This window comes from Acinetobacter sp. YH12152 (genome assembly GCF_013418285.1).
Taxonomy (GTDB): Bacteria; Pseudomonadota; Gammaproteobacteria; order Pseudomonadales; family Moraxellaceae; genus Acinetobacter; species Acinetobacter amyesii.
Window position 1 is genome coordinate 40,609 of sequence record NZ_VPCH01000015.1, and the last position, 26,671, is coordinate 67,279.

General features: G+C 40.5%; 28 protein-coding genes and 2 pseudogenes. 19 read left to right on the forward strand and 11 right to left on the reverse strand.

Going from position 1 to position 26,671, the window contains the following annotated elements; translation table 11 throughout:
- The first annotated feature begins 191 nt into the window (after positions 1-191).
- Genes FTU83_RS06750 through FTU83_RS06760 form a run of 3 tightly spaced genes read left to right on the forward strand, consistent with a single transcriptional unit; the run spans position 192 to position 6,550 of the window.
- Positions 192-3,452: a type VI secretion system Vgr family protein gene (locus FTU83_RS06750; protein ID WP_180035135.1), complete on the forward strand. Its 3,261-nt coding sequence runs from the start codon at positions 192-194 to the stop codon at positions 3,450-3,452.
- Between the two features lie 11 nt (positions 3,453-3,463).
- Positions 3,464-5,650 (forward strand): LysM peptidoglycan-binding domain-containing protein, encoded by a 2,187-nt coding sequence (locus FTU83_RS06755; protein ID WP_120364777.1) that lies wholly within the window; start codon positions 3,464-3,466, stop codon positions 5,648-5,650.
- Positions 5,651-5,659: 9 nt separating this feature from the next.
- Entirely contained in the window at positions 5,660-6,550 is an 891-nt protein-coding gene (locus tag FTU83_RS06760) for a hypothetical protein (RefSeq protein WP_180022175.1), read from the forward strand.
- 38 nt (positions 6,551-6,588) lie between these two features.
- On the opposite strand, the pseudogene FTU83_RS06765 reads toward FTU83_RS06760, so the two are convergent.
- Positions 6,589-6,738 (reverse strand): annotated as a pseudogene (locus FTU83_RS06765) (peroxidase); the annotation flags it as partial.
- A 3-nt stretch (positions 6,739-6,741) separates the two neighbouring features.
- Between FTU83_RS06765 and FTU83_RS17385 the strand changes: the two are divergent.
- Positions 6,742-6,954: pseudogene (locus FTU83_RS17385) on the forward strand (transglycosylase); the annotation flags it as partial.
- Between the two features lie 26 nt (positions 6,955-6,980).
- Positions 6,981-7,691, forward strand: coding sequence for a hypothetical protein (locus FTU83_RS06770; protein WP_180105972.1), 711 nt, complete (start codon positions 6,981-6,983; stop codon positions 7,689-7,691).
- A gap of 47 nt (positions 7,692-7,738) precedes the next feature.
- Here the strand turns inward: FTU83_RS06770 and FTU83_RS06775 are convergent, their stop codons facing one another.
- The gene (locus FTU83_RS06775; RefSeq protein ID WP_180105973.1) at positions 7,739-8,659 is read right to left on the reverse strand and encodes a Dyp-type peroxidase; all 921 of its coding nucleotides are present in this window, start codon (positions 8,657-8,659) and stop codon (positions 7,739-7,741) included.
- A gap of 159 nt (positions 8,660-8,818) precedes the next feature.
- Here FTU83_RS06775 and FTU83_RS06780 point away from each other — a divergent pair, with 159 nt between their 5' ends.
- Positions 8,819-9,439 carry a LysE family transporter gene (locus tag FTU83_RS06780; protein ID WP_180105974.1) on the forward strand — a complete coding sequence of 207 codons (621 nt, stop codon included), beginning with the start codon at positions 8,819-8,821 and terminating at the stop codon, positions 9,437-9,439.
- Positions 9,440-9,545: 106 nt separating this feature from the next.
- On the opposite strand, the gene znuB is transcribed toward FTU83_RS06780, so the two are convergent.
- From znuB to FTU83_RS06795, 3 genes are read right to left on the reverse strand one after another with little or no spacing between them, the layout of a single operon-like run.
- A complete protein-coding gene (gene znuB / locus FTU83_RS06785) occupies positions 9,546-10,346 on the reverse strand; it encodes a zinc ABC transporter permease subunit ZnuB (RefSeq protein WP_180105975.1) in 801 nt (266 codons plus the stop codon).
- A gap of 3 nt (positions 10,347-10,349) precedes the next feature.
- Positions 10,350-11,141 carry a zinc ABC transporter ATP-binding protein ZnuC gene (znuC, locus tag FTU83_RS06790; protein ID WP_180105987.1) on the reverse strand — a complete coding sequence of 264 codons (792 nt, stop codon included), beginning with the start codon at positions 11,139-11,141 and terminating at the stop codon, positions 10,350-10,352.
- A complete protein-coding gene (locus tag FTU83_RS06795) occupies positions 11,114-11,611 on the reverse strand; it encodes a transcriptional repressor (RefSeq protein WP_078191481.1) in 498 nt (165 codons plus the stop codon). The genes znuC and FTU83_RS06795 overlap by 28 nt, the downstream gene beginning before the upstream one ends.
- A gap of 139 nt (positions 11,612-11,750) precedes the next feature.
- Between FTU83_RS06795 and FTU83_RS06800 the strand changes: the two genes are divergently transcribed.
- From FTU83_RS06800 to FTU83_RS06850, 11 genes are all read left to right on the forward strand, one after another.
- Positions 11,751-12,590, forward strand: coding sequence for a metal ABC transporter solute-binding protein, Zn/Mn family (locus FTU83_RS06800; RefSeq protein ID WP_180105976.1), 840 nt, complete (start codon positions 11,751-11,753; stop codon positions 12,588-12,590).
- Positions 12,591-12,760: 170 nt separating this feature from the next.
- Positions 12,761-13,159, forward strand: coding sequence for an ATP synthase subunit I (locus tag FTU83_RS06805; protein WP_078194025.1), 399 nt, complete (start codon positions 12,761-12,763; stop codon positions 13,157-13,159).
- Between the two features lie 102 nt (positions 13,160-13,261).
- Positions 13,262-14,137, forward strand: coding sequence for a F0F1 ATP synthase subunit A (gene atpB, locus FTU83_RS06810; RefSeq protein ID WP_078191478.1), 876 nt, complete (start codon positions 13,262-13,264; stop codon positions 14,135-14,137).
- Between the two features lie 84 nt (positions 14,138-14,221).
- Positions 14,222-14,467: a F0F1 ATP synthase subunit C gene (gene atpE, locus FTU83_RS06815; RefSeq protein ID WP_000424060.1), complete on the forward strand. Its 246-nt coding sequence runs from the start codon at positions 14,222-14,224 to the stop codon at positions 14,465-14,467.
- Between the two features lie 38 nt (positions 14,468-14,505).
- Positions 14,506-14,976: a F0F1 ATP synthase subunit B gene (locus tag FTU83_RS06820; protein WP_078191477.1), complete on the forward strand. Its 471-nt coding sequence runs from the start codon at positions 14,506-14,508 to the stop codon at positions 14,974-14,976.
- 12 nt (positions 14,977-14,988) lie between these two features.
- On the forward strand, positions 14,989-15,525 hold the full coding sequence (locus FTU83_RS06825; protein WP_180105977.1) for a F0F1 ATP synthase subunit delta: 537 nt from the start codon (positions 14,989-14,991) through the stop codon (positions 15,523-15,525).
- A 42-nt stretch (positions 15,526-15,567) separates the two neighbouring features.
- On the forward strand, positions 15,568-17,112 hold the full coding sequence (gene atpA / locus FTU83_RS06830; protein WP_180063292.1) for a F0F1 ATP synthase subunit alpha: 1,545 nt from the start codon (positions 15,568-15,570) through the stop codon (positions 17,110-17,112).
- Positions 17,113-17,200: 88 nt separating this feature from the next.
- The gene (gene atpG / locus FTU83_RS06835) at positions 17,201-18,070 is read left to right on the forward strand and encodes a F0F1 ATP synthase subunit gamma (protein ID WP_078191474.1); all 870 of its coding nucleotides are present in this window, start codon (positions 17,201-17,203) and stop codon (positions 18,068-18,070) included.
- 29 nt (positions 18,071-18,099) lie between these two features.
- Positions 18,100-19,494, forward strand: coding sequence for a F0F1 ATP synthase subunit beta (atpD, locus tag FTU83_RS06840; protein ID WP_078191473.1), 1,395 nt, complete (start codon positions 18,100-18,102; stop codon positions 19,492-19,494).
- A gap of 26 nt (positions 19,495-19,520) precedes the next feature.
- Positions 19,521-19,940 (forward strand): F0F1 ATP synthase subunit epsilon, encoded by a 420-nt coding sequence (locus tag FTU83_RS06845; protein ID WP_078191472.1) that lies wholly within the window; start codon positions 19,521-19,523, stop codon positions 19,938-19,940.
- A 142-nt stretch (positions 19,941-20,082) separates the two neighbouring features.
- Complete coding sequence (locus tag FTU83_RS06850; protein ID WP_180105978.1) at positions 20,083-20,388, forward strand: hypothetical protein; 306 nt, start codon at positions 20,083-20,085, stop codon at positions 20,386-20,388.
- A 6-nt stretch (positions 20,389-20,394) separates the two neighbouring features.
- On the opposite strand, the gene FTU83_RS06855 is transcribed toward FTU83_RS06850, so the two are convergent.
- Complete coding sequence (locus tag FTU83_RS06855) at positions 20,395-20,838, reverse strand: AAA family ATPase (protein ID WP_168378802.1); 444 nt, start codon at positions 20,836-20,838, stop codon at positions 20,395-20,397.
- A 105-nt stretch (positions 20,839-20,943) separates the two neighbouring features.
- On the opposite strand from FTU83_RS06855, the gene FTU83_RS06860 reads away from it, so the two are divergent.
- A complete protein-coding gene (locus FTU83_RS06860; protein ID WP_180105979.1) occupies positions 20,944-21,411 on the forward strand; it encodes a hypothetical protein in 468 nt (155 codons plus the stop codon).
- Positions 21,412-21,418: 7 nt separating this feature from the next.
- On the opposite strand, the gene FTU83_RS06865 is transcribed toward FTU83_RS06860, so the two are convergent.
- The 5 genes from FTU83_RS06865 to FTU83_RS06885 all read right to left on the reverse strand — a co-directional run bounded on the left by FTU83_RS06865 (position 21,419) and on the right by FTU83_RS06885 (position 25,437).
- The gene (locus tag FTU83_RS06865) at positions 21,419-22,432 is read right to left on the reverse strand and encodes a pirin family protein (protein WP_180105980.1); all 1,014 of its coding nucleotides are present in this window, start codon (positions 22,430-22,432) and stop codon (positions 21,419-21,421) included.
- 158 nt (positions 22,433-22,590) lie between these two features.
- A complete protein-coding gene (locus FTU83_RS06870) occupies positions 22,591-23,214 on the reverse strand; it encodes a hypothetical protein (protein ID WP_180102767.1) in 624 nt (207 codons plus the stop codon).
- A gap of 143 nt (positions 23,215-23,357) precedes the next feature.
- Positions 23,358-23,735 carry an RcnB family protein gene (locus FTU83_RS06875; RefSeq protein ID WP_078191466.1) on the reverse strand — a complete coding sequence of 126 codons (378 nt, stop codon included), beginning with the start codon at positions 23,733-23,735 and terminating at the stop codon, positions 23,358-23,360.
- 221 nt (positions 23,736-23,956) lie between these two features.
- Complete coding sequence (locus tag FTU83_RS06880) at positions 23,957-24,502, reverse strand: glutathione peroxidase (RefSeq protein WP_111885877.1); 546 nt, start codon at positions 24,500-24,502, stop codon at positions 23,957-23,959.
- 176 nt (positions 24,503-24,678) lie between these two features.
- Entirely contained in the window at positions 24,679-25,437 is a 759-nt protein-coding gene (locus FTU83_RS06885) for a helix-turn-helix transcriptional regulator (protein ID WP_180105981.1), read from the reverse strand.
- 122 nt (positions 25,438-25,559) lie between these two features.
- Between FTU83_RS06885 and FTU83_RS06890 the strand changes: the two genes are divergently transcribed.
- Positions 25,560-26,441: a DMT family transporter gene (locus tag FTU83_RS06890; RefSeq protein WP_180105982.1), complete on the forward strand. Its 882-nt coding sequence runs from the start codon at positions 25,560-25,562 to the stop codon at positions 26,439-26,441.
- Positions 26,442-26,671: the final 230 nt, after the last annotated feature.

Genomic DNA, 26,671 nt, shown 5'->3' on the forward strand with positions numbered 1-26,671 from the left:
CAGCATCTCAGCGGCTGCGAAAAGTTAGATCAGCAAAATTGATCCAGTATTGACGTTCCTATTCTCTTGAATCCTAAAGTGATGCAAAAGCCAAAAAGAAGAATTCAACAATTTACTTACAAAACAAGGTGGACGAAAAAATAATCATTTTCTAAAATGCGAAGTTTATAAAAAATATTTTCCTTATAACAATGCTTAAAAATATTCACGCCATGGTGGAAAACTTTGGCTTTAGCGTACAGAAACGTGCGCTACATATTCATTTTTCAAATGAACCATTAAACACCGAAGTTTTTATTCAGCGGATTGAGGGTCAGCACCGAATCAATCAAGGCATTCGCGCGGAAATTATTTGTCTATCCACCAATGCACATTTGGCTTTAAAGCAGTTTATAGGCGGCCGAGTGGCTGTCGATCAAGTGACAGATTTGGGACAACTCAGTCGCCTGACTGGGGTGATTACCGGGGCAAGCCAAGGTCAAAGTGATGGTGCATTGACCGTTTATAAGCTGGTGATTGAGGATGCCACAGCACTCTGGCATAAGCGTCGTAACAGCCGTGTCTTTATGAATAAATCGGTTGGGGAGATGACCGAGATTATTTTTAGTGAATGGCAGAAAAAAAGTGCGTTGTTTGCTGCCAGTTTAAGTCTGAACTTAGAGGGGTTGGCACGTACTTATGATGTGCGTCCATTCACCATGCAGGCGAATGAAAGTGATTATGCATTTTTAACTCGCCTTTGGCGCAGTGAAGGGATCAATTGGTTAATTGATGAAGCGGAGTTATTTGTCGCATTTTCGGCTGCACCGATGCAAGCACAGCAGCTGCGTTTAATTGATACCAATCAGGCTTATAGTGCTTTAGAGCGGAAAAAAATTCGCTTTCATCGGAGTCATGCCACGGAACGTTTAGACACGATCACCAGTTTTGTGGCAGAACGCTTTTTACAATCGACCACCATTCAAACGCAGCGTTGGCAAGCTCAACATTTGGCACAAGACCAAAGTAATCCGCTCTTAAGCGCCCATGCACAGAGTGAGCAACAGCACAATGAAACCTTAAGTTTAGAGCAGGCTTGGACCGTAAGTTCGGCTTGGACAACTGACCTTAAAGGTGCAGATCAGGCGACCACTTCAAATACACAGCAATTGGATCAGTTGAATCGGCAACTCAATCAATATCAGGAATTACAAGCCAAATATTTTACCGCCAGCAGTAGCGTAAGGGATGCACAAGTTGGGTATTGGTTTGAATTAGAAAATCATCCTGAAATCGATCAACATCAAACGACAGATCGTGAATTTCTCATATTGGGCAAAGCATTTTATAACCAAAATAATTTACCCAAAGATATTTTGGTTCAATTAGAAAAGTTACTTGCCGCGAGCCGTTGGCTATCTTTAGGGGATGAACGGCAGGCCAATGAGCTCTATGTGGTCCGTCGGCAAATTTCTGTGGTGCCTGAATATGATCCTTTATTACACCGGCCACCTGCGTTTCCACAGCGGGCTAAAGTGGTCGGTCCAGAAGGTGAAAGTATTTATGTCGATGCTTGGGGGCGTATCAAAGTTAGGTTTACGTTCACCCGCAGCGATGACCATAGTCATGATGGTGGAGCAGGGAGTAATGATAATGACAGTGACTCGGCTTGGGTCGATGTACTGACTCCATGGGCGGGTGAAGGTTATGGGGCACGTTTCCATCCTCGTATTGGCGAAATTGTGGTGATCGACTTTTTTGAGGGAGATGTGGATCGTCCCTTTGTAGTAGGACGTATACATGAGGCTGAGCGATCTCAGACCATGTTTGACCTCAAAGGTCAGCTTCCTGAAACCAAAAAACTCAGTGGTATCCGCTCGCAAGAAGTTGCAGGAGCAGGCTTTAACCAACTGCGCTTTGATGACACGACGGGGCAGATCAGTACCCAATTACAAAGTAGTCATGCGGCGACACAGCTGAATTTAGGTAATCTCAGCCATCCTAAAGAACAAGACAGTAGCCATGGCCGTGGTGAGGGGTTTGAGCTGCGCACGGATGCCTTTGGCGCTGTTCGAGCGGGTCGTGGCATGTTGATTAGTACTTATGCGCAGGAAAATGCCATTGCGGACCACTTGGAAGCGGCCAAAGCGCAGGCGTTGCTGAGTCAAGGTCAGGAAAGCATGAAAATGCTCAGCAGTATTGCCGTGAAGCAACAAACAGATGCGTTGAATGTTATAGGTCGTTTGCCAAAACTGATTCAGTCCTTAGAACTTAAAAGTACTTCAGAAGCCTTAATCACAACAGTCGGTTTATTTAAAAATGACTTGGCAGAAGATCCGCTGAATGCTTTAAAAAATTGCAAAGGTTTTATTCAAGATATCGGCGCGATTACTAAAGATGTGAAAGGCACGGTGAAGCAGTTCAAAGCCTATTTTGAAGATGCTGAGGAAGCTTTTGATAACTTGAAGGGCGTGATTGAAAAGCTTGAAGAACATGGTGCCGATCAGCTGAAGGATCGGGTCGCGCAAATTAAAAAACAGCTCAAAGATGATCCACTGAAATCGTTGAAAGAAATTGGCAAAATTGTTGAAGACATTAAGATCAATCCAGATGAAATGATCATTGGCGGTGGCTTTGGCAAGCCAGAAATTTTTACGCCAACAAAGGCCTTAGCGCATGTGAAAGGCTTTATGGAGAGCTATAGCCAAAATTTAGAAAGTTCTTCAGACCCAAAACAGCAGGAACAGGGCAAGCTGTTTAGGCAAGCTTTAATGTTATTGGCTTCACCCAACGGCATTGCAATGACCACACCTGAAGATATTGTCATGCAGGCATCGCAGGATATTGCTGAGAGTGCACAAGGTTCAGTGAATGTGAGTGCACAAAAAAATATTGTGCATCATGCGCAAGATAAAATAAGCCTATTTGCGGCGCAAAAAGGCCTAAGTGCTTATGCGGCTAAGGGCAAAGTAGAGTTGCAGGCACAGGATGATGCGATTGAGGCGATAGCCCGTAAAGTGATTAAGCTTATTTCCACTGAAGATAAAATTGAATTGACCAGTCCGAAAGAGATTGTGCTAACGGCAGGCGGTTCACAGTTAAAAATTAATGGCGATGGCATATTTTCTACAACAGGCGGTAAATTTGAGAGTAAGGCTGGGCAGCATTGTTTTGTGGGGGGAAGTAAAGTCAGTTATGAAGTGCCTCAGCTGCCGAATGCTTCGATTTATAGTAATAGATTAGATGTGTATGACTTATTTTGGCAGAGTGATTTTAGCCAGCTTAGTTTCAAAGCTTTTATACCTGAGACGAACGCAGTGATCAGCGGTGGGATTGATGAGCATGGTCGAACTGGAAAGATTTCAACGGCTGATCCTTCAAAGCTTCAAATCTTAGTAGGTATGGATGATGAATGGGGGTTAAGTATTGATGGTTATGATGTAGATGAACTCATTGATCAAAATAATAATTAAGGTATAAAAATATGTCTAATAAAGCTTTAGTAACAGTACAAATTCTAGATGCTCTTGGTAACCCAATACCTAAGATTCACTATCAAGTTAGAAATCAGAAAACAGATCAGCATGTTGTAAAAGGTATCACTAATTCAAAGGGCTGTTTTTATGAAATTCAGCGGGACAAAGGAACGGTTTTAGATGTATATGTGAAAAATCTATTTGATGATGGTATGAAAAAAGTCAAATCTTTTACTCTGTCAAAAGATCGAATGTTAGTTAAGGTAATTAGTCCAAAATTGCTTATAGATTTAAAAACTTTAGAAAATAATGGTAAACAAGGTGGTTATAAGCGCAAGACGCATATAGTTCAGAAAGGAGACACCTTAACTTCGATTGCACAAAAGTATCAGACTACAGTTAGGGCATTAGACGTTCTAAATAACCTTGAAAATAAAAATAAAATTAGCATAGGCCAAATTATTAAATTGCCAGTTAATACGCCAGCAACAGGCAATAAAAGCAGTCAGGATAAGAAACCGCAGCCGATTAAAAAGCAGCCAGAGAAGACCAAGTCTCAAAAATCAGCACCACCTAAACATGATGAAAAGAAAGCTAATCAATCATCAGAATCTAAGTTAGATGATTATAAAAATAAGGCATTGGAAAAGCTTAATGAATGGTATGAGGATGGGAAAAAAGCTTTAACTGAAGTTATTAAAATTGAAATGAAAGAGGACCGAAGTCAGGATGGAGGTACTCCCAAATCTGATACATCAAATTTATGCAAGTCATCGCCTCAATGTATTTCAAGTGGGCAAAGTGAATTAATACGAGAAATTAATATCCGTTTAGCTGGCTTTGGCGGTGCTTTACCTACTGATAAATTTACTCCTTTAACTGAAGCTTGTATCAAACAGTTTCAGAGGGATTATATGGGGGTTCCTGAAACGGGGAAAATTTGTGGAAGCTTATTATTGGCTTTAGATAAGTTCTATACAGAATATCCAGTTGCAGGATTTATGGCAAAAGCTTCATGTAAATGTGGGAAATGTTCTGGTTATGGTAATAATCGTAAAGGAGTTACTTCTGGTAGTAATGTTGCTAATGAATATCCAGGAATACATAGATCTCTAATTTGGATATTAAAATCTTTAAACTTTTATTTAAAAAATGAATTTAAATCAAGTGGATTAGAAGTGGCATACATCGAATCAGGATATAGATGTATTGAAAATAATAAGCAGCATAAAAGAACGAGTGTCAACCATATGGGGCTAGCACTAGATATACATATAAAGAAGGACGGAGTAAGAACCAAAGAATTATTAGATATGGAATTCATTAGAAAAAATATAATGGAAATTAAGATGGGAGCTTCAGAGCAAAGACAAACTGATAAAATATATCTTGAACCTAAAGTTTTTAATAACGGCGGTTCTGGAGCAACAACTTGGGTGCACTATGATGTTACGAGGTTCTCTCAGCCATATTTTAATGACCTTTTTTTCAAAAAGAGTGTCGCAGAATTGAATGGTGGTCCATTAGTTGAATTAGTAAAAAAAATAAATTTAGTATCGATTTTAAGTTGTTCAGGTGTATTAACTGCGACAAGTAATAATTTAAAAACTTCTGATAAAACAATTGATGAATTGGTTGTGGAGTTGGGAAATGCAATTGCTAGTGGTGAAGGAAGTTATGAGGCTTGGAATGCAGGAGCACCTGAAGGGAAAAGAGTCAAATATGGGAAAATGAATGATTTACCAGGCACAATTACAGGAAAAACAATTAATCAATTGTTACTAGCTTCAAAAAACTATAGTTGGCAAGACAATAGGCGAAGATTTGCAACCGGAAAATATCAAACAATTCCATCAACATTAGACGCTGCAAGAAAGAGAATGAATCTCACTGGTGATGAACTTTACGATGCGAATATGCAGGAAAGAGTTTTTAAGGAACATTTATTAAGAGGACGAACTGAAATTTACAATCTTATACACAGTGGTAGCTCAACAGTTGAAAAAGCTATGATAGATGCCTCTAGAGAATGGGCTTCAATAGCTTTACCTAAAGGTAGTAAGAATAAATTTGGCGTTATTTCTGATGGTTCGGTAGGCTATCACCAATCTGGTACAAATAGAGCTAATTCACATTCAACAGCTAAGGTAAAAGAAATTTTTGAAAAAATTAAAGCATATCATTCATCAAAATAGGTTTTAAAAATGAAATTAACCAAATTGTTCCTTTTCTTAATTTTTGGATTATTAAATTCTAGTTGTTCTTATTCGAGAGAGGAATCATCATTTATTAAAGATAGTCTAAAATCTGAGAATGTTAGTTCATGTAATGTAGAAAAAATTAAAGTAAATTTTTGTACTAATGAAAAAATAAAAATTTATAATCAAAAATTAGCTAGCACAGCTAATTTTTCAAATGACAAAATACTTATAATATTAAATGAAGATAGATATACCGGTAAAGGTGACAGTAGAAATGTAAAAGCAATTGTTGTCATAGATTCATCAAAAGGAAAAATATACCCTTTGCAACAAATAGTTGGTAATTTTGTGGATTCTAGGTTGGAAGTTTTAAGTAATGAAAATCCTGAAATTAAGTTCTCTAAATCCTCAAATGAAATTTGTATTTCTGGAACTACTTATGCTAGTGATGATAATAATATAAATGTTGAAAATGAATGTTATATATTTGAAAATGATAGTTTTAAAAAAATAAAAAAAGATCCTGAAATTATAGGTAGTGAAAAAAATATAGTATCAAAAAAATATGATTCTGATGTGCATTTGAAATGTATTTCAAAAAAGACAAAAGAGTGCTCTGGTCTAAATTTAATAGAAACAAAAGAACTGTTTAAAAAGTATGACTTCGTAAACCTATCGGATGGACCAAGTATGGTTCTAGATAGAGGTCGATTTCAATTAATAATTTCACCTTTTGAAGATGAAAGTGGACCAAATTTAAGAGTTATGCAAGTTAAAAATAATAAGTTAGTTGATGAAAAATTTATATATTTAAACAATAGAGTAGAAATAGATAATAATTCAATAATGACGTATTATCAAAATTCTAAAAAAATCATATATCAGTTTAAGTAGTTATTATATAAAAGCCGACTTTCGTCGGCTTCATTTAATCACCCTTCCAGCACTTCTTCCAATAACCCCTCACTCGGCGCAAAGTAATACGCGCCATCCATAGGCGTGACAAAGTGAAGTAAACGGTCGTGAATACCATCGCCGCTGGTGCCAAACATACGTCTTAACATACAGCTGATAATTTTTAAAATCATTTGTCAGTTAGTGATGTAGATACAAGTAATCTAGTAGATGTTGGAGAGGTTATTGGAAAGTCGGGTGCTACAGGTAATGCTAATAAGATGACAACTATAGCAAATGGCGCCCATTTACATTTTGAAGCAAGGAGTGCTCCTTTATTAGGTATTGGTTTAACCGGGAGAATTGATCCAATACCTTTTATTAATGCAAATTTACCTTATTAGTTCGACTAACCCCTAAAAGGCATAATATGAAATATATAAAAACAATTTCCTTATTTTTAATTATTAATTCTTTTTTTGGATGTGGATATGCAAAAATAAATAATAGTTGGAATGATCCAACTCAAGAAGCTATACAAATAAAATCACCTATCGATTTTATAGATAAATATGGAACATATAGTATAGTTTCTACTAATAAAAAAATAAGATTAACTGATTTTGGTGATGTTGATAAAAATAAAAATGGGAGAAAGTACACATTGAAAAAATTTGGAGTACAAATTTTTAATCAAAATAAAGTCTTCGATGTTTATAAGTCAACAGTTCCATTAAAATCTAATGTTGATATAAATATCTTATATCGTGATAAAAATATTGTGGCATTTCGTGTTCGAGAGGATTTTAATATTGATTATGTAAAAACGCCTTTTAGAAGCTTTATTGTTAATACTTTCGTTTATAATTTTAATAGCAACAATTTCTTAACAGTTCCTGTTTTAGCTTCAGAAGATAACAATGCTAATGGTAAAGGGGTGGATTTGTTGCAAGGAGATCAATTTACGTTTAATTCTAAAAAAGGAATTTTTACATATTTAGCAAATATAAAATATGCACAAGGTGGTAAATCGAGTGTCTTTAAAGTTGATTTAAGTAATACGTTAAAATGTGTTTCAGCTACGCAGGGGTGTGAAAATATTGGTCTTTCCACTGCAGAATTAAGTACTATGAATAAATAAATTTTGTTGCAAAGAGTAGGAAAATCTACTCTTTGCATTTTCAAAATTTACCCTTCTAAAATTTCTTCCAGCAACTCTTCACTCGGCGCAAAGTAATACGCTCCGTCCATTGGCGTTACAAAATGTAGTAAGCGGTCGTGAATACCGTCACCGCTCGTACCGAACATGCGAACCAGCATGCTGTCGATAATGCTTAAATCATTGGTATATGCCACAAAGAACAAGCCTTGATCGCCACGGCCATCACCATAAGGGAGTGAATGACGCAAAATCGCCATTTCTTCACCTTCACCATCTTCTACAACTGTACGTGATACATGTGAGTTTTCAGGCTGTTCATCTTCATCTAACTCAATAGACTCAAGTTTAGTACGGCCAATTACATGCTCTTGCGCATCGACTTTCAGCTTTTTCCATTTATCCAAATTATGCGCATAACGCTGTGCAAAAATAAAAGAGCCATTGGCAAATACGCCAGCTTCTTCAGCTAGTAATGCTGTTTCAGCACGATCATCTGGAAATTGCGGATTTTCAGTTCCGTCAATAAAGCCGGTTAAATCACGGCCATCAAAATTGCGGAAGCACACACGTTCATCCAGTACGTCAACTTTATCTTGAATACCATCAAAGAATGCTTGGCTCAGCGCAAAGCAAATATCTGTACGCTGTGCTGCAATATGGATAAATACATCTGCTGGGGCTACAGGCATGTTAAATGAACCTTGAATTGGATCAAGTTGTTTAAAGCCTGCCGGGGATTGACTGTAAAGTTGTGCCCAAAGTTCTGGTCCAAAAGCCACAGCCGTTTTAATCTGTGCATTTGGATGTTGGGTAATCAGACGATCACGAGTATTAAGTAAGTCTTCAAGTTGTTCTTTTAATTCGCTAATCGTTAAATCTTTTAAACGTAAAACAATAAAACGAGCATGATCTGAGGGTAATGGCAAAATTACAGATTGAGCAGACATTCATGGCTCCTAAAAATTATAATTTCTGAGTGGCTGTGTGTATTGTGCCTTAAGCAGCGCTGAGAGTGTAGCCTTCATTTGGCCTTTTAGCGTGCATTATTGTCATGAAAATAGAGTAAATGTCATATAATACAGACCCATTTCAAACTTGAGCTAATGATGTCCTATCAAATCTGGATTGCATACATGTTGGCATGTTGGGTGATTAGTGTTTCCCCAGGTGCAGGTGCAATTGCGTCTATGTCGAGTGGTTTGAATTATGGGTTTAAGCATGGGTATTGGAATGCCATCGGCCTGCAATTGGCACTTTTGGTTCAGATAGTCATTGTTGCGGCTGGGGCAGGGTTCTTATTTGCGACGACAACATGGGCTTTTCTGATCGTGAAATGGTTTGGTGTGGGCTATTTATTGTATTTGGCTTATTTACAGTGGACAGCGCCAACTGAGTCAATTGAAATCCAACAAGATTTGCCCAATAAATCACGTTCAAAATTAATTTTACATGGCTTTTTGGTCAATATGAGCAACCCTAAAGCGATTGTATTTTTGTTGGCAGTTTTGCCGCAGTTTTTAGATTTATCCAAACCCCAATGGATTCAATATGTCATCATGGCTGCAACGATGATTAGCATCGATCTGATTGTCATGGCGGGGTATACCGGTCTCGCTGCAAAAGTACTGCGATTATTAAAATCACCCAAACAACAAAAATATTTGAATCGAACCTTTGCGGTATTATTTGCTTGTGCGGCGAGCTTATTGAGTTTGGTGCATCAATAAATCCAGTTAGATGATTCTGAGTATCGTATTTGACGTGCAAAAAAAGCCATGCAACTGCATGGCTTTTTTTTTGATATGTCGCGAATTGAGCAATGAACGTTGCTACTTAAGCCACTTTCTTAAATTTTTGCATAATAAAAATCAGGGCAAAGAGCAGCGCCATAGTTAATACAATGGTCAGTCCTGTAGAGGTGTTTAAACCAGCACTTGACCATAAACCTACAGTTACACCGACTTGGGCAATGATGAAAGACCACAGTACCATTTGCTTCGGGGAATTTGCCAATAAACGAGCGGTTAATGCAGGAATCACTAACAATGCACCCATCAGCAATGAGCCGACAGCACGTAAAGCCAATACAGTAAATAATGCCAGTAATAACATAAAAATCAGACGTTGCCATTTAGCGCTGACACCTTCACTGACCGCAATATCGGGGTCAATGGCAATCTGAATCTGAGATTGCCAATTTTTATACAGCACGGTCAGTGCCACAATGATCACCACTGCAAAGACAGGCAAATCTGACCAAGAAATGGTGAGCAAGTCCCCAAATAAATAGCTGAGTAACTCAGGTCTTAAACTTGGCAAATGTTGTATGAACAGTAAGCCTGAGCACAGGAGTGTTGCAGAACAAAGCGCGAGCAAGGCGTCATTGGGCAAGCGTGGATCGTGTAACACCCATAAGATTGCAACCAATAAGAGCGCAATCAATGTAACGCCTGTCCAAAGCGGTAGACTCATCGCACCGGCAATGGCGACACCGAGTAAAGTGCCATGTGCCATGGTGTCCGCAAAAAATGACATGCGACGCCATAACATTAAACAGCCAAGCGGTGCAGTCAGGAACACCAGCAAAGTGCCCATGATCCATGCTGGCAAAAGGAGTTGTAGCCATTCCATCATGGATTATGCTTCCGGTTCAGGGTGAATATGAGGACGAGAGTCATGCTGGCAAGGCGTTGCACTATCGCCATGTGCACAGTGATCATGATGGTGTTGATAGAACACACGATTTGTTCCAAAGATCGCTTGATATTCAGGATGTTGCTGGACATTTTCAGGCAAGCCACTACAACAAATATGCTTGTTCATGCAAACCACACGGTGCGTGCCTTGCATGACCCATTGTAAATCATGAGAAACCATCAAAACTGCACAGCCATATTTTTCTGGCAAGCTACGCACGTAGTCATACAGTTCCGCTTCAGACTGGATATCCAGACCTTGCATAGGTTCATCCAGAACCAATACATTCGGTTGACGCAATAATGCCCGTGCAATCAATACACGTTGACGTTCGCCGCCCGATAGTTGCTGAACTTTAGATTGTTGTAACTTGGCAATGCCTGTATCACGAATAATTTCTTGCTTAATGCTGGCATCACATTTTTCTAATGCCAATAAATCACACACACGTAGCGGTAAGCTGTGTGATGGATTAAATTTTTGTGGCACATATGAGAATTTTAATTTTTGTATGCTGATCACTTTACCAGATACAGGTTTTACAATACCCAATAACACTTTGATGAGCGTGGATTTGCCTGCACCGTTAGGACCAATCAAGGTGACAATTTCTTTTTCGTGTAAGGCGAAATCTACATTTTTTAAAATGTCACGTTCATCGATTCGGACATGAACATGCTCTAAAGCCACAATGGGCTTCACATTTAGTGTTTGCTGCGGCACTGCTGACAGATCCCTGAAATTTCAATAATACTGTGATGTGCAGTAAAACCATCGGATGCAGACAATTCATCAAGTTGCGCCATCAAGCCTTGAGCAGATGCTTCTTTGACTATTTTACAATCGGTGCAAATCAGAAATGCAGCTTGATGTCCTTCGCGCGGATGACAACATGGGATGTAAGCATTAATCGACGTTAGACGATGAATCAAACCTTTTTCAAGCAGAAAATCCAGCGTACGGTACACCGTCGGCGGCGCTGCAGGTCGGTCAGACTCGCTTTTGATTTTAGCCAGAAGGTCATAAGCACCCATTGGCCCCGTTGCATTTAAGATTAGTTCCAAAACTTCTTTACGCAAGGGCGTAAGTCGAGCACCCGTCGCACTACAGAGACTCTCAGCTTCAGCAAGGCGCTGTTCGACATTATGATGATCGTGTACACCATGCAAAGCATTATGATGTTCGTGTGAACATGCGCTCATAGCCAACCTCGAGTACGAAACTGTATAAAGAAAAAGACTTTAAATCTTAACATGAAGCGTAAGGACTTACGAACAGACGTAGGTTTTTTTACGATTTTGTTATATTATAACACTATTCATTTTATGGTGCTCTCTCCCCATGTCCCGTGTATTTCTTTTTTGTAGTTTGGCTTTATTCAGTGTAATGAGCTGGGCGCAAGGTCTTGTTGTTTCTACACAACCGATTTATCTAATCGCGAAGGATGTACTCAAGGGTGTAGAGCAGCCAAAGCTATTGCTTGACCATCAATCTGGACATGATGTGAGTTTGACGCCTGCGCACCGTAAAACCGTGCAAGATGCCAATCTCGTTTTATGGTTAGGCCATGCACACGAAGCACCTTTAGCAAAAATGTTAGGTGAAAGTGGCAAAAGTATCGCTATTTTAGACTCAGGCATTATCAGTGCATTGCCATTACGGGATGTGCGTGGCAATGCATTAAAAGGCACAATCGATACGCATGTCTGGCTTGAACCAAACAATGCGGTTCGAATCGGCTTTTTTATAGCCGCGTTACGTTCACAACAGTTTCCAGAACATCGCGAAAAATATTGGGCCAATGCACGTGCATTTGCGCAGAAACTCTTGGTTACTGCACAAAAAACCGATGTGTCTAGCCGTGCTCAGCCTTACTGGTCTTACCACGATGCCTATCAATATCTTGAGCGCTCACTGAATTTGAAATTTACAGGTGCATTGACAGATGATCCACATGTCGCGCCGACATTGGCACAAATCAAATACCTGAAAGACCATCGCGCGCAGCCAAAAGTATGCTTACTTGCAGAAGCACATGCCAGTCAAAATCAGTATCAAAAGCTCGGTGGTATCGTCTTTCAGCCGGTTGACGAAACGATGAGTGGGGCAGGGGATTTTGTAACAGCATGGAAGATGTTGGCTGATGAAACCCTGAAATGCACACTAAATGCACGAAAGTAAAGTAAAAAATAAACAACTATTGATTAGTTTGAAAGCAGTTTGCCAATTTAAAAAAACACGACTAAGGTCGGGAAAAGATTGCAAGTTAAGGGGTGTAACTCTATAATGCCTGCGATTAAAAATAATCATCAGTTAAACTTGTCAAGCAGAATTGCTGTGAGTGAACAAAAATGAGTCGAACTAGTCGCATGATTGATCGACGATTAGCGAAAGCTTTAGTCATCTTACAAGCAGTAATGATTCCTGTTTCAGCCCTGATTGGTTGGGTCCTTAAAGACACAATCACAGCATATAGTGCAGCTTTGGGTGCGTTGGTATGTTGGCTAGCAAGTAGCTACTTTTCATGGCAGTCGTTTCGTGCGGCTGGTGCCCGTGCCTCTAAACAGGTGCTGTCAAACATGTATCGTGGCTTAATGGGCAAGTTTGCAATCGTGATTGTTGGATTCATTTTGATTTTGATCAATGTCAAACCGTTGTCAGCGGTGGCATTGTTTTGTGGTTTTATGCTCGTACAAAGTATGTCGTGGGTCGCTCCTTTTTGGGCAACACGCTTAAAAAAACGAGTATAAACACAACAAAAAATTGAAAAGTTTTTTGGAGAGTAACGAGATATCAGGCAGCACGCGATATTCGTTTTCTCTATTAGTTTTGACATTGACCAGGTGTGATTTATGGCTGCTGAAGAACATGCCCTTACTTCGACCGAGTACATTCAGCATCACTTGACTAACTTGACCTATGGTAAAATGCCAGATGGTACTTGGAAGTTAGCTGAGACTGCTAAAGAAGCTCAAGAGATGGGGTTCACTGCTATTCACTTGGATTCAATGGGTTGGTCTATTGGCCTTGGTATTGTTTTCTGTTTGTTGTTCTGGGTTGTAGCGAAAGCTGCAAACTCTGGTGTTCCGACCAAGTTCCAGTCTGCAATCGAAATGATTATCGAGTTCGTTGACTCAAGTGTCCGTGACACTTTCCATGGCAAATCGCGCTTAATTGCGCCGTTAGCGTTGACCATCTTCGTGTGGATTTTCCTCATGAACTTGATGGACTTGATCCCTGTTGACTGGATTCCTTATACAGCTCAATTGATCGGTGCTAACGTGTTTGGTATGGATCCTCACCACGTTTACTTCAAAATCGTTCCATCTACTGATCCTAACATTACCTTGGGTATGGCATTATCAGTATTTGCGTTAACTATTTTCTATAGTATCCGTGAGAAAGGTCTTGTCGGATTCGGTGCAGAATTTGCACTTAACCCATTTAACCCAAGTAACCCAGTTTTAAAAGCATTACTTATTCCAGTAAACATTATTCTTGAATTAGTAACTTTTATTGCACGTCCAATCTCATTGGCTCTTCGACTGTTCGGTAACATGTATGCGGGTGAGTTGATCTTCATCTTGATCGCATTACTACCGTTCTGGATCCAGTGGGCGTTGTCTGTGCCTTGGGCGATCTTCCATATTCTTGTTATTACGTTACAAGCATTCATTTTCATGATGTTGACTATCGTATATATGAGTATGGCTAGCGAAAAGCATTAATGGTATTGCTCAACTGTCAAAGGGTGGTTGGGCACACAATTTTTTAACTTAATTTGGTATAAACCTAACCTCTGAGGAATTATCATGGAACTCACTTTAGGTCTAGTTGCAATTGCATCTGCTATCTTGATCGCTTTTGGTGCTTTAGGTACTGCGATTGGTTTTGGTCTTCTAGGCGGCCGTTTCTTAGAAGCTGTTGCTCGTCAACCAGAATTGGCTCCACAACTTCAAACTCGTATGTTCTTAATCGCAGGTCTTCTTGATGCTGTGCCTATGATCGGTGTTGGTATTGGCTTGTTCTTCATCTTCGCTAATCCATTTGTAGGTTAATCAGCTTAATTCCTAAATTAAACTATTGAGGAATAGCAATGAATATCAACCTCACATTGATTGGCCAAGCGATTGCATTTGCGATTTTCGTCGCATTCTGCATGAAATTTGTTTGGCCACCACTAATCAATGCGATTAGTGAGCGTCAGCGTAAAATCGCTGATGGCTTAAACGCTGCTGAAAAAGCGAAAGCTGACCTTGCGGATGCGCAAGCACAAGTGAAAGCTGAATTAGATGCGGCTAAAGCACAAGCGGCTCAATTGATCGAACAAGCGAACCGTCGTGGTGCGCAATTGGTAGAAGAAGCGCGTACTCAAGCTGCGGCTGAAGGTGAGCGTATTCGTCAACAAGCTAAAGAAGCTGTTGATACTGAAATCAATGCTGCTCGCGAAGAATTACGTCAACAAGTTGCTGCTCTTGCAGTTACTGGCGCAGAAAAAATTCTGAACCAGCAAGTTGACGCAGAAGCTCACAATGCCATGCTGACTCAGCTGGCTGCTAAACTTTAAGAGAGGCGGATTATGGCTGAACTCTTGACGTTGGCACGCCCATACGCTAAAGCAGCATTTGCTTACGCTTCTGAGCAAAATGCAACTGACGCTTGGTCAAATGCATTAAACTTGCTCAGTGCTGCGGTGCAAGACGAAGCATTTTCAGCTTATCTAAATCGCCCTGAGCTTACACCTGCTGAGCAGGTAAGTGTTTTCGCAAAAGTTTTAGGTGACGACCAGACTGCAGCAGTGTCAAACTTTTTGACATTGCTTGCCGATAATGACCGTCTGGCACTTCTTCCTGAAATTTCAGAAGAATACGAACAGCTCAAATCACAGAATAACAATACTGTGGATGTAGTGATTGAATCTGCATTCCCATTGACTTCTGTACAAGAACAGTTACTTGCGCATGCATTAGAGAAAAAATTCGAAGCTGCCGTAAATGTTTCTGTAGAAGTTAACCCAGCGTTAATCGCGGGTGTAGTTATTCGTGCAGGCGACCAAGTGATAGATGATTCTGCGCTTAACAAGCTTGAAAAAATGCGGACTCGTCTTCTTGCTTAACAGCTTGAAGACTGAACTTTAAAAAGATTGAGGTATAGCGCAATGCAACAACTGAATCCATCCGAGATCAGTGCGCTCATTAAACAGCGTATCGGCGATCTGGACACCAGCGCGACCGCTAAGAACGAAGGGACCATTGTTATGGTTTCCGACGGTATTGTGCGCATTCACGGCCTTGCTGATGCAATGTACGGTGAAATGATCGAATTCGACGGCGGCTTATTTGGTATGGCACTGAACCTAGAACAGGATTCAGTGGGTGCCGTTGTCTTAGGTAACTACTTAAGCCTTCAAGAAGGTCAAAAAGCTCGTTGCACAGGTCGTGTATTAGAAGTTCCGGTTGGTCCAGAACTTTTAGGCCGTGTAGTAGATGCTTTGGGTAACCCAATTGATGGTAAAGGCCCTATTGACGCAAAACTTACTGATGCTGTTGAAAAAGTAGCACCAGGCGTAATTTGGCGTCAATCAGTGGATCAACCTGTACAAACTGGTTATAAATCAGTAGATACAATGATCCCTGTTGGTCGTGGTCAACGTGAGTTGATCATCGGTGACCGTCAAACTGGTAAAACAGCTATGGCGATCGATGCGATCATCGCTCAGAAAAATTCTGGCATTAAATGTGTATACGTAGCAATTGGTCAAAAACAATCGACTATCGCTAACGTTGTGCGCAAGCTAGAAGAAACTGGCGCTATGGCGTACACAACTGTTGTAGCAGCTGCTGCAGCTGATCCTGCAGCGATGCAGTATCTGGCTCCGTATGCTGGTTGTACAATGGGTGAGTACTTCCGTGACCGCGGTGAAGACGCGCTTATCATTTATGATGACTTGTCTAAACAAGCTGTTGCTTACCGTCAAATTTCATTGCTTCTACGTCGTCCACCAGGTCGTGAAGCATATCCTGGTGACGTATTCTATCTACACTCACGTTTACTTGAACGTGCTTCACGTGTATCTGCTGACTACGTTGAGAAATTCACTAACGGTGAAGTTAAAGGCCAAACTGGTTCATTAACTGCATTACCGATTATTGAAACTCAAGCCGGTGACGTATCTGCATTCGTACCTACAAACGTAATTTCGATTACTGACGGTCAGATCTTCTTAGAAACATCATTATTCAACGCAGGTATTCGTCCTGCTGTGAACGCGGGTATCTCTGTATCACGTGTTGGTGGTTCTGCTCAGACTAAGATCATCAAAAAATTGTCAGGTGGTATCCGTACCGCTCTTGCGCAATACCGTGAATTAGCTGCGTTTGCTCAGTTCGCTTCTGACCTTGACGAAGCAACTCGTAAACAGCTTGAACATGGTCAACGTGTAACTGAGCTTATGAAGCAAAAACAATATGCTCCATACTCAATTGCTGACCAAGCTGTTTCAATTTATGCATCTAACGAAGGCTATATGGCTGACGTAGAAGTGAAGAAAATCGTTGCATTTGATGCTGCGTTGATCTCTTACTTCCGTTCAGAACATGCTGCGTTAATGCAAAAAATTGACGAGACTGGTGCTTACGATAAAGAAATCGAAGCAGCAATCAAAGCAGGTATTGAAAGCTTTAAAGCGACTCAAACTTACTAAGATTCAACGATGTTGAATCTGGTTCTGGTTTGGTTCACGGATCAACCTTCGAAAGCTCGAAAGGGCTTTCGAATACTAGGTTAAGCGTATGGCAAATTTAAAAGAAATTCGCGCCAAAGTAGCTAGTATCAAAAGCACGCAGAAAATTACTCGCGCGATGCAGATGGTAGCAGCTTCTAAGATGCGTCGTGCGCAAGAGCGCATGGCTCAAGGCCGTCCGTATGCCGAAAATATGCACCGTGTAATTGCTCATTTGGTACAAGCGAACCCTGAATACAAACACCGTTATATGGTTGAACGTCCTGTAAAGCGCGTTGGCTATATCATTGTTTCTTCAGATCGCGGCCTTGCTGGTGGTTTGAACATTAACTTGTTCAAAAAAGTGGTCAAACACGTACAACAGCAACAAGAGCAGTCAATTGAAGTTCAATTTGCTTTAATTGGTCAAAAAGCGGTTTCGTTTTTTAAAAACTACGGCGGTAAAGTTCTTGGTGCAACTACAAACGTAGGTGATGCTCCGAGTCTTGAACAGTTAACTGGTTCTGTACAGGTGATGTTAGACGCGTTTGATAAAGGCGAGTTAGATCGTATTTATCTAGTGTCAAACGGCTTTGTCAACGCCATGACTCAAAACCAAAAAATCGAACAGCTTGTTCCTTTAGCAGCTGCTGAGGAAAGCGAAGGCCTAAATCGTCAATACGGTTGGGACTATATCTATGAACCAGAAGCTGAAGAGCTTCTAAATGGTTTATTGGTTCGTTACATTGAGTCTATGGTTTATCAAGGTGTGATTGAAAACATCGCATGTGAACAGTCTGCTCGTATGGTTGCAATGAAAGCTGCAACTGATAACGCGGGTGAATTGATCAAGAGCCTACAACTTATTTATAACAAGCTGCGTCAAGCCGCGATTACTCAGGAAATCTCTGAGATCGTTGGTGGTGCCGCTGCCGTTTAACATTATTAGTTTGAATTGAGGAGACAGCAATGAGTAGCGGTCGTATCATTCAGATCATCGGCGCGGTTATCGACGTCGAGTTTGAACGTAACAGCGTTCCTAAGATCTATGACGCTCTCCATGTTGATGGTACTGAAACTACATTAGAAGTTCAGCAGCAACTTGGTGATGGCGTAGTTCGTACTATTGCAATGGGTTCTACTGAAGGCCTTAAGCGTGGTCTTACTGTAACTAACACTGGCGCGCCTATCTCTGTACCTGTAGGTACTGCATGTTTAGGTCGTATCATGGACGTTCTTGGTCGCCCTATCGACGAAGCTGGTCCTGTTGGTACTGAAGCTCGTTTACCAATTCACCGTCAAGCGCCTTCTTATGCAGAACAAGCGGCTTCTACTGACCTTTTAGAGACTGGTATTAAAGTCATTGACTTACTTTGCCCGTTCGCTAAAGGTGGTAAAGTTGGTCTGTTCGGTGGTGCCGGTGTTGGTAAAACTGTAAACATGATGGAGTTGATCAACAACATCGCGAAAGCTCACTCAGGTTTATCTGTGTTTGCTGGTGTTGGTGAACGTACTCGTGAAGGTAATGACTTCTATCACGAAATGAAAGACTCAAACGTTCTAGACAAAGTAGCAATGGTCTACGGTCAGATGAATGAGCCACCAGGTAACCGTTTACGTGTAGCGTTGACTGGTTTGACTATGGCTGAGTACTTCCGTGACGAAAAAGACGAAAACGGTAAAGGCCGTGACGTTCTATTGTTCGTCGACAACATCTATCGTTATACACTAGCGGGTACTGAAGTATCAGCACTTCTAGGTCGTATGCCATCTGCAGTAGGTTACCAACCGACTCTTGCAGAAGAGATGGGTGTTCTTCAAGAACGTATTACGTCTACTAAGTCTGGTTCTATTACGTCAATCCAAGCGGTATACGTACCTGCCGATGACTTAACAGATCCATCGCCTGCGACTACCTTCGCTCACTTGGACGCGACTGTTGTATTGAGCCGTGACATCGCATCTTCTGGTATTTACCCAGCGATCGATCCACTTGACTCTACTTCACGTCAGTTAGATCCACTTGTAGTGGGTACTGAGCATTACGAAATCGCTCGTTCAGTTCAAAACGTTCTTCAACGTTACAAAGAATTGAAAGACATTATCGCAATTCTTGGTATGGACGAATTGGCAGAAGAAGACAAACTTACTGTATACCGTGCACGTAAGATCCAACGTTTCTTCTCTCAACCGTTCCACGTAGCTGAAGTGTTTACTGGTGCTCCTGGTAAACTTGTACCGCTTAAAGAAACAATTCGTGGCTTTAAAGGTCTTCTAGCTGGTGAATACGACCACATTCCAGAACAAGCGTTCTACATGGTTGGTGGTATTGACGAAGTTATTGCTAAAGCTGAGAAACTTTAATTAGTTACCTAATTTAGGAGATTCTCATGTCAACTATGCAATGTGACGTTGTAAGTGTTAAAGAGTCTTTGTACTCTGGCACTGTAACTATGCTAATTGCTAAAGGTGCTGGTGGTGAGTTGGGTATTATGCCTGGCCATGCACCACTAGTAACTTTGCTCAAGCCGGGCGCAATCCGCGTTCTGCTTGAAAATGGTACAGAAGAATTAATCTATGTATCAGGTGGTGTACTAGAAGTTCAACCGCACGTTGTTACTGTACTTGCAGATACTGCAGTACGTGCTGACAACCTTGATGAAGCAGCAATTATTGAAGCTCGTAAACAAGCTGAACAATTGTTAGCAAATCAAAAGAGCGACTTGGACTCAGCTGCTGCATTGGCTGCTCTTGCAGAAACTGCTGCTCAGTTGGAAACCATCCGCAAAATCAAAAACCGCGCTCAATAAGACGCAGTTTGAGATTGAAAGAGCCACCCGAAAGGGTGGTTTTTTTACCCTAAATTATTTGAAATTGATCAATCTAAAGTTGAATATATTTTATTCAATACAATCTTTATGGTGATTAAATTCAATCAGCTAGCATTGCACCATGAACCTTATCGCCTATGAGCCGCATTTTTGGGAACTTTATCAAGACTTTGATCAATATTATTTGAGCATTGCGGTTGATCTAAGTTCTGTCGTGTCATGTTGGGATGTTGAACTCTCCCATGAAGAAGTCCAGCAATATGAACACCGTGGGCGCGTGAGTATTCAAGAACTGGCAAAATCGATGGTCGCTGCTGCTTATAAAGGTGATTTTGCTTCATTAGAAAGTCGTTTAGTGAAACCATATGAGCGTCAGGCCATGCTATCGGCTTTTAAAAAATGGCAAGATAGCCAAAAAGCAGGTTAATGGTTGTTATTCATGCATGGGTAAAATTGAAAACTCGCCGTGACTGATAATTTTTATTTTAAAAATTTGATCAAAGCCTTCATCCTGTGATGGAACTTGAAGCTTGCGATAAGTTGCACGCACGCCAACTTCTGGAATATGGGCTTTGCCTTCACGAAAACTGTTACGCTTTAAGGTGCTGTCCAAATCGGTTTCAAAATAATAAGCAATCACTTCAAAACCTGCATCAACTGCGCGTTGGATATAGCGAGCACGAGCTTCCCGATCTGGGTTGGTATTGTCAATCACCATTTTGGTTTTGGATGCCAAACCTGCTTCAAAGATCATATTTTCCCGATGTCGGGTTTTCAACATATCCAAATTAATACGTAAATGGCTATGATATAAATTCAACATGTAAAAGGTTGATTTGCCAGAGGCTTGAACGCCTGTAAAAATAATCAGCTGCATAGCATTTGCAATGAAAGCACGGAATGAATAGTAGAGTATTAAATCAGCAACCCAGTTTTGCTACAATCTCTGCAAAATAAATAAGAACAAGTTGCAAAGGTCCGTATGCACAAATTTTTCAACAGTTTATCGCTGTGTCTTTGTTATAGTTTGCTCGTTGCATGTCAAAGCCAATACGTCACGACACCCAATCTTCCGACTGAAGCTGCACTTGTCGCTGAATCGGTTGATAATGGCATCAGTACGGAGCTTAAAATCCCATATATGACCGCCTTTCGAAATCTGCGACAAGCCTATAATCACTGTGTTGCGTTTACCGCGAACAATCGCTACGTCTATACCGATAATCGTTTAGAAGAGCATTTGGAGCAGGGGACATTGATGGCACGAACTGAGCATGGGGCGTATTTGCATAAAATGTTGGTCGAAAGTTTAGATCCACAGACGACACGTATTACCTTATTTTTACCGAAGCAATATAGCTTTGCCCAAGCACGTTTTAAACAAGATGTTCAGCGCGCACTTGGACAAGATAAAAACTGTAATACTTTTGAATTTGCTCAATCCAACTAATTGAACTTTAAGACGCTTGTGAGTTTTCCTGCTCTGGGTGCTCTACACGTTTACCGCCTTCATAACTGGCAAATCGAGCCTGATCACGTTTGAAGACCGGTGCGGGTGTTGGCCAAGGCCAATCTCCAAAATGGGTTTCACGATAGCGTTTAAAAGCTGCATCGAGTTCTTCCGTGGTATTGAGCACAAATGGACCGCGCATCGCCACGGGTTCATTAATCGGTTCACCTTCTAACCACAGAATCCGTGCTTCTAATCCACCTGCTTTGAGATGGACGTCGGCATCTGATTGGAGTTCAACCAAATGCTTCATCTGAATGCTTTGACCTTCTATTTCTAATGTATTGCCTTGATAGAAATAAGCAAAACGGTTGGAGCTACTTGTTGTTGCGGGAATCACCAACTTTGCGCCTGCTTGCATGGTGATTAAATAAATGTTGACCTTATTTTCTGCGGCAGCCGCCCATGAGTGTGGCGGTCGGGAAATAGCATCAGTGGATTTGAACTGCCCTGAAATCACGCGAATATCCGATTTTTTTTCTTCACTATCCGTTTCAAAGACGTGAGGAATCTCTTCACGCCAAAACATTTTATAGTCAGCATCATGGGTTTTCTGTTCAGCCGATGAATTAAACCAAATTTGGAAAAGTTCAAAAGGATTGGCTTTATCTTCATGCAGTAGGGGGAACATTTCACAGTGTTCAACGCCATTGCCTGTAGACAGCCATTGCACATCACCCGCAGCATAGCGTCCGCCATTGCCTAAGGAATCGAAGTGATCGACATAGCCTTGTTCAACCAAGGTAATGGTTTCAAAGCCGGTGTGTGGATGCTCTGGGAAACCTGGAACCACATCGCCATAGTACATATTGAATTCATCTTTCTGTGCGGCTGTTTTTGGCCCCATGTCTGCATTTGCAGCAGGAAAATGATCGATATGATGAGCTGTAAATAAGAAAGGATCTTTTAAATCTAAACGAAAGGTAATGGGTGTAATGTTATAAATCACAGCGTTTGACATAACTGTTGCATCATTGGCTTTATTATTAAGCATTAATCTAAAAGGAAAAACAGTCGTGTTCTATAGCGGAACTGTAAGAAAAAAAGCGTTAGCTCAAGGTCTAACGCTTTTTTGATTGAAAACAGGTGGAATGCAATGGAAATGCTAGATTTCGCTATTTATTCAGTTTCAGTGGGTGCAGTAGATGAGCTTTTGCCTGCCTGATCTTGGATCAACATACCTGCTAATTTCAGCATTTCCGCTTGAATATTGCCCATTTGATTTTGAATTTTCTGAAAATCAACTTTGCTTAAATCGACTTGTCCATTGAGAAAAGGTGAGGCCAATACTTGCTGATTCGCTGCCTGTAGATTGCTGCGAATATCATTAATCTCAGTGCTTTTTAGATTTAAATCATTCAAAGCTTGATTGAAACCTTTGAGCTGCTGTTGCAGCTGGGTTGCCGCTTTTTGCAATTGGAGATGATCTTGGTTGCTGACTGCGGCTTCTAAATCGACCTGCGTTTGTTTGAGTTGTTCAACATAAGTGCCGGCTTTAAGTTGCATATCCGCAACATCGCGAACGATATAAAACATATTGCCGCTTTTTAATTGGCTTTGATCTGTCGCCTGACTTTGTGTCGCAGATTGATCTTCGTTTGTTGATGTTGTTGCAGGGCGATCATTTTCTGCTGCGATTTCTTGTTCCTGTTGCGGTGCTGTGGCAGGTTCACAGCCAATCAGCACCAAAACACCACTAAAAATGGCAAAAGGGAGAAGGGCATTCTGCACTAGCTTTTTCATTCAATCATCACTATGTGTTAAGTCTATGCTTTGAATATAGGGGCAGAATGTGGATTAAAAATAGATTGTTGCAAAGCAATAACAAAATAATCGCTTGAACAAAAAAAAGAGGGCATTTGCCCTCTTTTGATGTTTTGGTGGGTTTAACCCGCAATGATTTTGATAATGGCGTGGCTGACGGCATTCATTAAAATGTAGTCGCCATTCACTTTAATCCATTGTTGGTTTTTGCCTGGTTTAGATAATTTTTTGTATTTGGTGTGGTCTACTTTGTAGCTATGACCACGGTATTCAGAAGGTACTTTTTGTCCAGAACGCCAATCATGTGAAGGATTTACGGCTTTTTTCTTGTTCTGGCTTTGGTTTTTTACTGGTGTGTTTTGTTTAGTGTGCTGTTGAGCTTTCGTATTTTGATTATGCGCAGGTGCATGTTGTTGGCTATTTTGCGGTGCAGCCATTGCTGGAGCAGCAACAAGTGCTGTCGAAATAGATAAAACGATAGCTTTCATTAATGTATTCATAAGTTCACCTGTTTACTGCTGGATGTGATTTGATAAGACTCATCATAATGAGTATTTACAGGGAAACTTTGAACAATGTATATGTGAAATATTAAAATAATGGATAAACTATGTAAATTATCATTATGTGATAATTGATAACTATTATTGTGATAATTTAAAATGATCAATCTCAGTTAAAATCAAAATAATCTTAACTGAGAGATTGAGATATTGGCGAATTATTTGGCTAATTCAGCATTAATGGCATCGACAATACGTGCATCATCTGCCTTGATGTCAGGTGCAAATCGAGCCACAACTTCACCTTGTTTATTCACGAGGAATTTTTCAAAGTTCCAGAGCACTTCAGGCTTTGGATTTGGTGTTAAACCGTATTCAACTAAATCATCCCACCATGGGCCTTCACCAATGCGTTCAGGAATGGCTTGGGTTAAGGTTTGATAAAGTGGGTGTTTATCCGCGCCTGCAACAGAAATTTTTGCAAAAAGTGGGAAATCAACCTTGTAGTTGATTGAGCAAAATTCTTGAATTTCAGCTTCAGAACCAGGTTCTTGTTCTAAAAAGTTATTGGCAGGAAAACCTAAGACTTCAAAACCTTGTGATTTCTTCTCTGTATAGAGTTTTTCTAGGCCTTCATATTGCGGTGTTAGCCCACATTTAGAGGCCACATTGACCAATAATAAAACCTTGCCTTGGTATTGATTGAGTGTGGTGTCATCACCTTGGATGGTTTTTACCGGGATATCGTAAACTGAAGCTGACATATTCGTTCCTAATTAAAGTTGTGCCTTTCATCCTTGTTTTAAAGGGAAATCTGGTGAACAGCAAGCTTTTATCGATAGGCTTTTCGCATAATTTTTGTAGTGGTTTGCAGAATTCGAGCTGATGCTTGCTTGAGTGCTTGAGTGCTTGAGTGCTTGAGTGCTTGAGTGCTTGACGTTTAACTAGTGGCGCGGTGTTGGTTTGGGGTTTTTCCTGTATAGCGTTTAAAAAACTCAATAAAGCTTGAGCTGTGTTGATAGCCCAATTCATAGCTGAGAGCTTTAATAGACTGACCAGCGCGGAGTTGTTGAATGGCATAAATAATTTTGGCACGGTTTCGCCATTCAGAAAGGCTCATTTGTAGTTCGTGCTGACTCAGCCGCAGTAACTGACGCTCACTCAAACCCACATTGGCTAAGCATCGCTGTAGGCTCAAGCTAAAATGATCTACATCTGCAAGCTGCGCCAAGATCGGCTTTAACACCGCATCATGGCTTTGCGGTAAATAATGTTGATGTTTGGGTGCTGTTTTTAACTGGTCGAATAAGACCTGTAGCAGGTGTCGATAGGGTGGTGTGGTATGTTGCTCTGTAGGAAAGGCCAAAATTTCTTGCGCCAATAAACGAAAGAAAGGCTGGATGCTAAATACTTCAGTCTGCTTGGGGAAATCTATGCAGAGATCAGGTGCTAGACGGATTGCCACATAATGAATAGGTTGCTCATCAATTGCGACTGAGCAATGTTCTGTATGTGGAGGAATCCACACCCCATAACTGGCAGGTGAGAGATGGTGTTGCCCTTGTATCTCATATTCGAAAATACCATCGAGACAAAAATTAAAATCACCCCAAAGACAACTGTGCGGGTAGACCGTATCTAATGCTGTGTAGTGTGCTTCAAAAAGTTCGATCTGTTGTTCAATTGGTGGTGATGTCATATAAGCCTAAGAGTCAATGTCGGAACTACAATATAAATGTCTGAAATCATGTATTTCAATTAAAACAGACATCACTCAAAATACCTAAACCAATCTTTGCACGATATATTGAGGAGTCAGACATGTTGCTTCAAGCGCGTTGGGCGAAATTTGCAATTTGTTTGCCTCTGATCGCAGTATTTATATGGTCGTTAAATATTACCGTCACCCGCTATGTGACGGATTATATTTCACCGGTCAGTATTAGTTTTTATCGATGGTTTATTGCATTTTTGATATTAACCCCCTTTATGCTGAAAACCGTTTGGCAGCAAAGACAGCTGATCAAGCAGCATTGGCAGCAATTGGCTGTGCTGAGTGCTTTTGGCATGGTGTTATATCAAGGTTTGGGCTATACCGCTGCGCATTATACGACGGCGACCAATATGGGCATCATTAATGCCTTTATCCCTGTTTTTACGATTGCCGTTGCATTTTTCTTAATTAAAGATGTGCCCAACCGCTATGCCATCCTAGGCTGTGCGATTTCATTTACGGGGCTATTGTTTGTCATTGCGCAAGGAGATTTCAGTCAATTACTGAATATGGGCGGACATTTCGGCGATATCCTCATGATTTTCGCAGTGTTCTTTTATGCCTTTTATGGGGTGTTTTTAAAAAAATGGCAATTGAAACTTCCGCTACTGTTGAGCTTATATGTACAAATTTTCTTTGCCGTTTTATATCACTTGCCATTCGTATTGTATTTAGGCATAGACGCGATTAATCCTGCCAATGCGCCAAGTGTATTTTATGCGGCAATTTTTCCATCACTGATTGCACCGTTGGTATGGATGTTGGCTGTACAACATCTCGGCCCGAATCGCACCAGTATTTTTATGAATTTGATGCCGGTATTTACCGCGATTATTGCCTATTTCTGGTTGGCTGAGCAGTGGATGATTTATCATACCGTCGGCACAGTGATGGCGATTACTGGGGTGATCTTGGCACAGCGTAAGTAAAGCTAGTAAAAAATTGAAAATTTATGAGAATTTTTGATTAAAAAATAAACAAACAAGCTTATTTTTTATAGAGCAAATCTTTTGAAAATGGTTTTTTGAGTGTAAAACTGAATTAAAAAAACAAATTCTCGTCTTAAAAATCAATCAAAAATAGATACATATTTTGACTAAGTGGTTATAAAATCACAAATAAAGTGCTTATCAGTAGTTTTATTTATATAAAAAATATA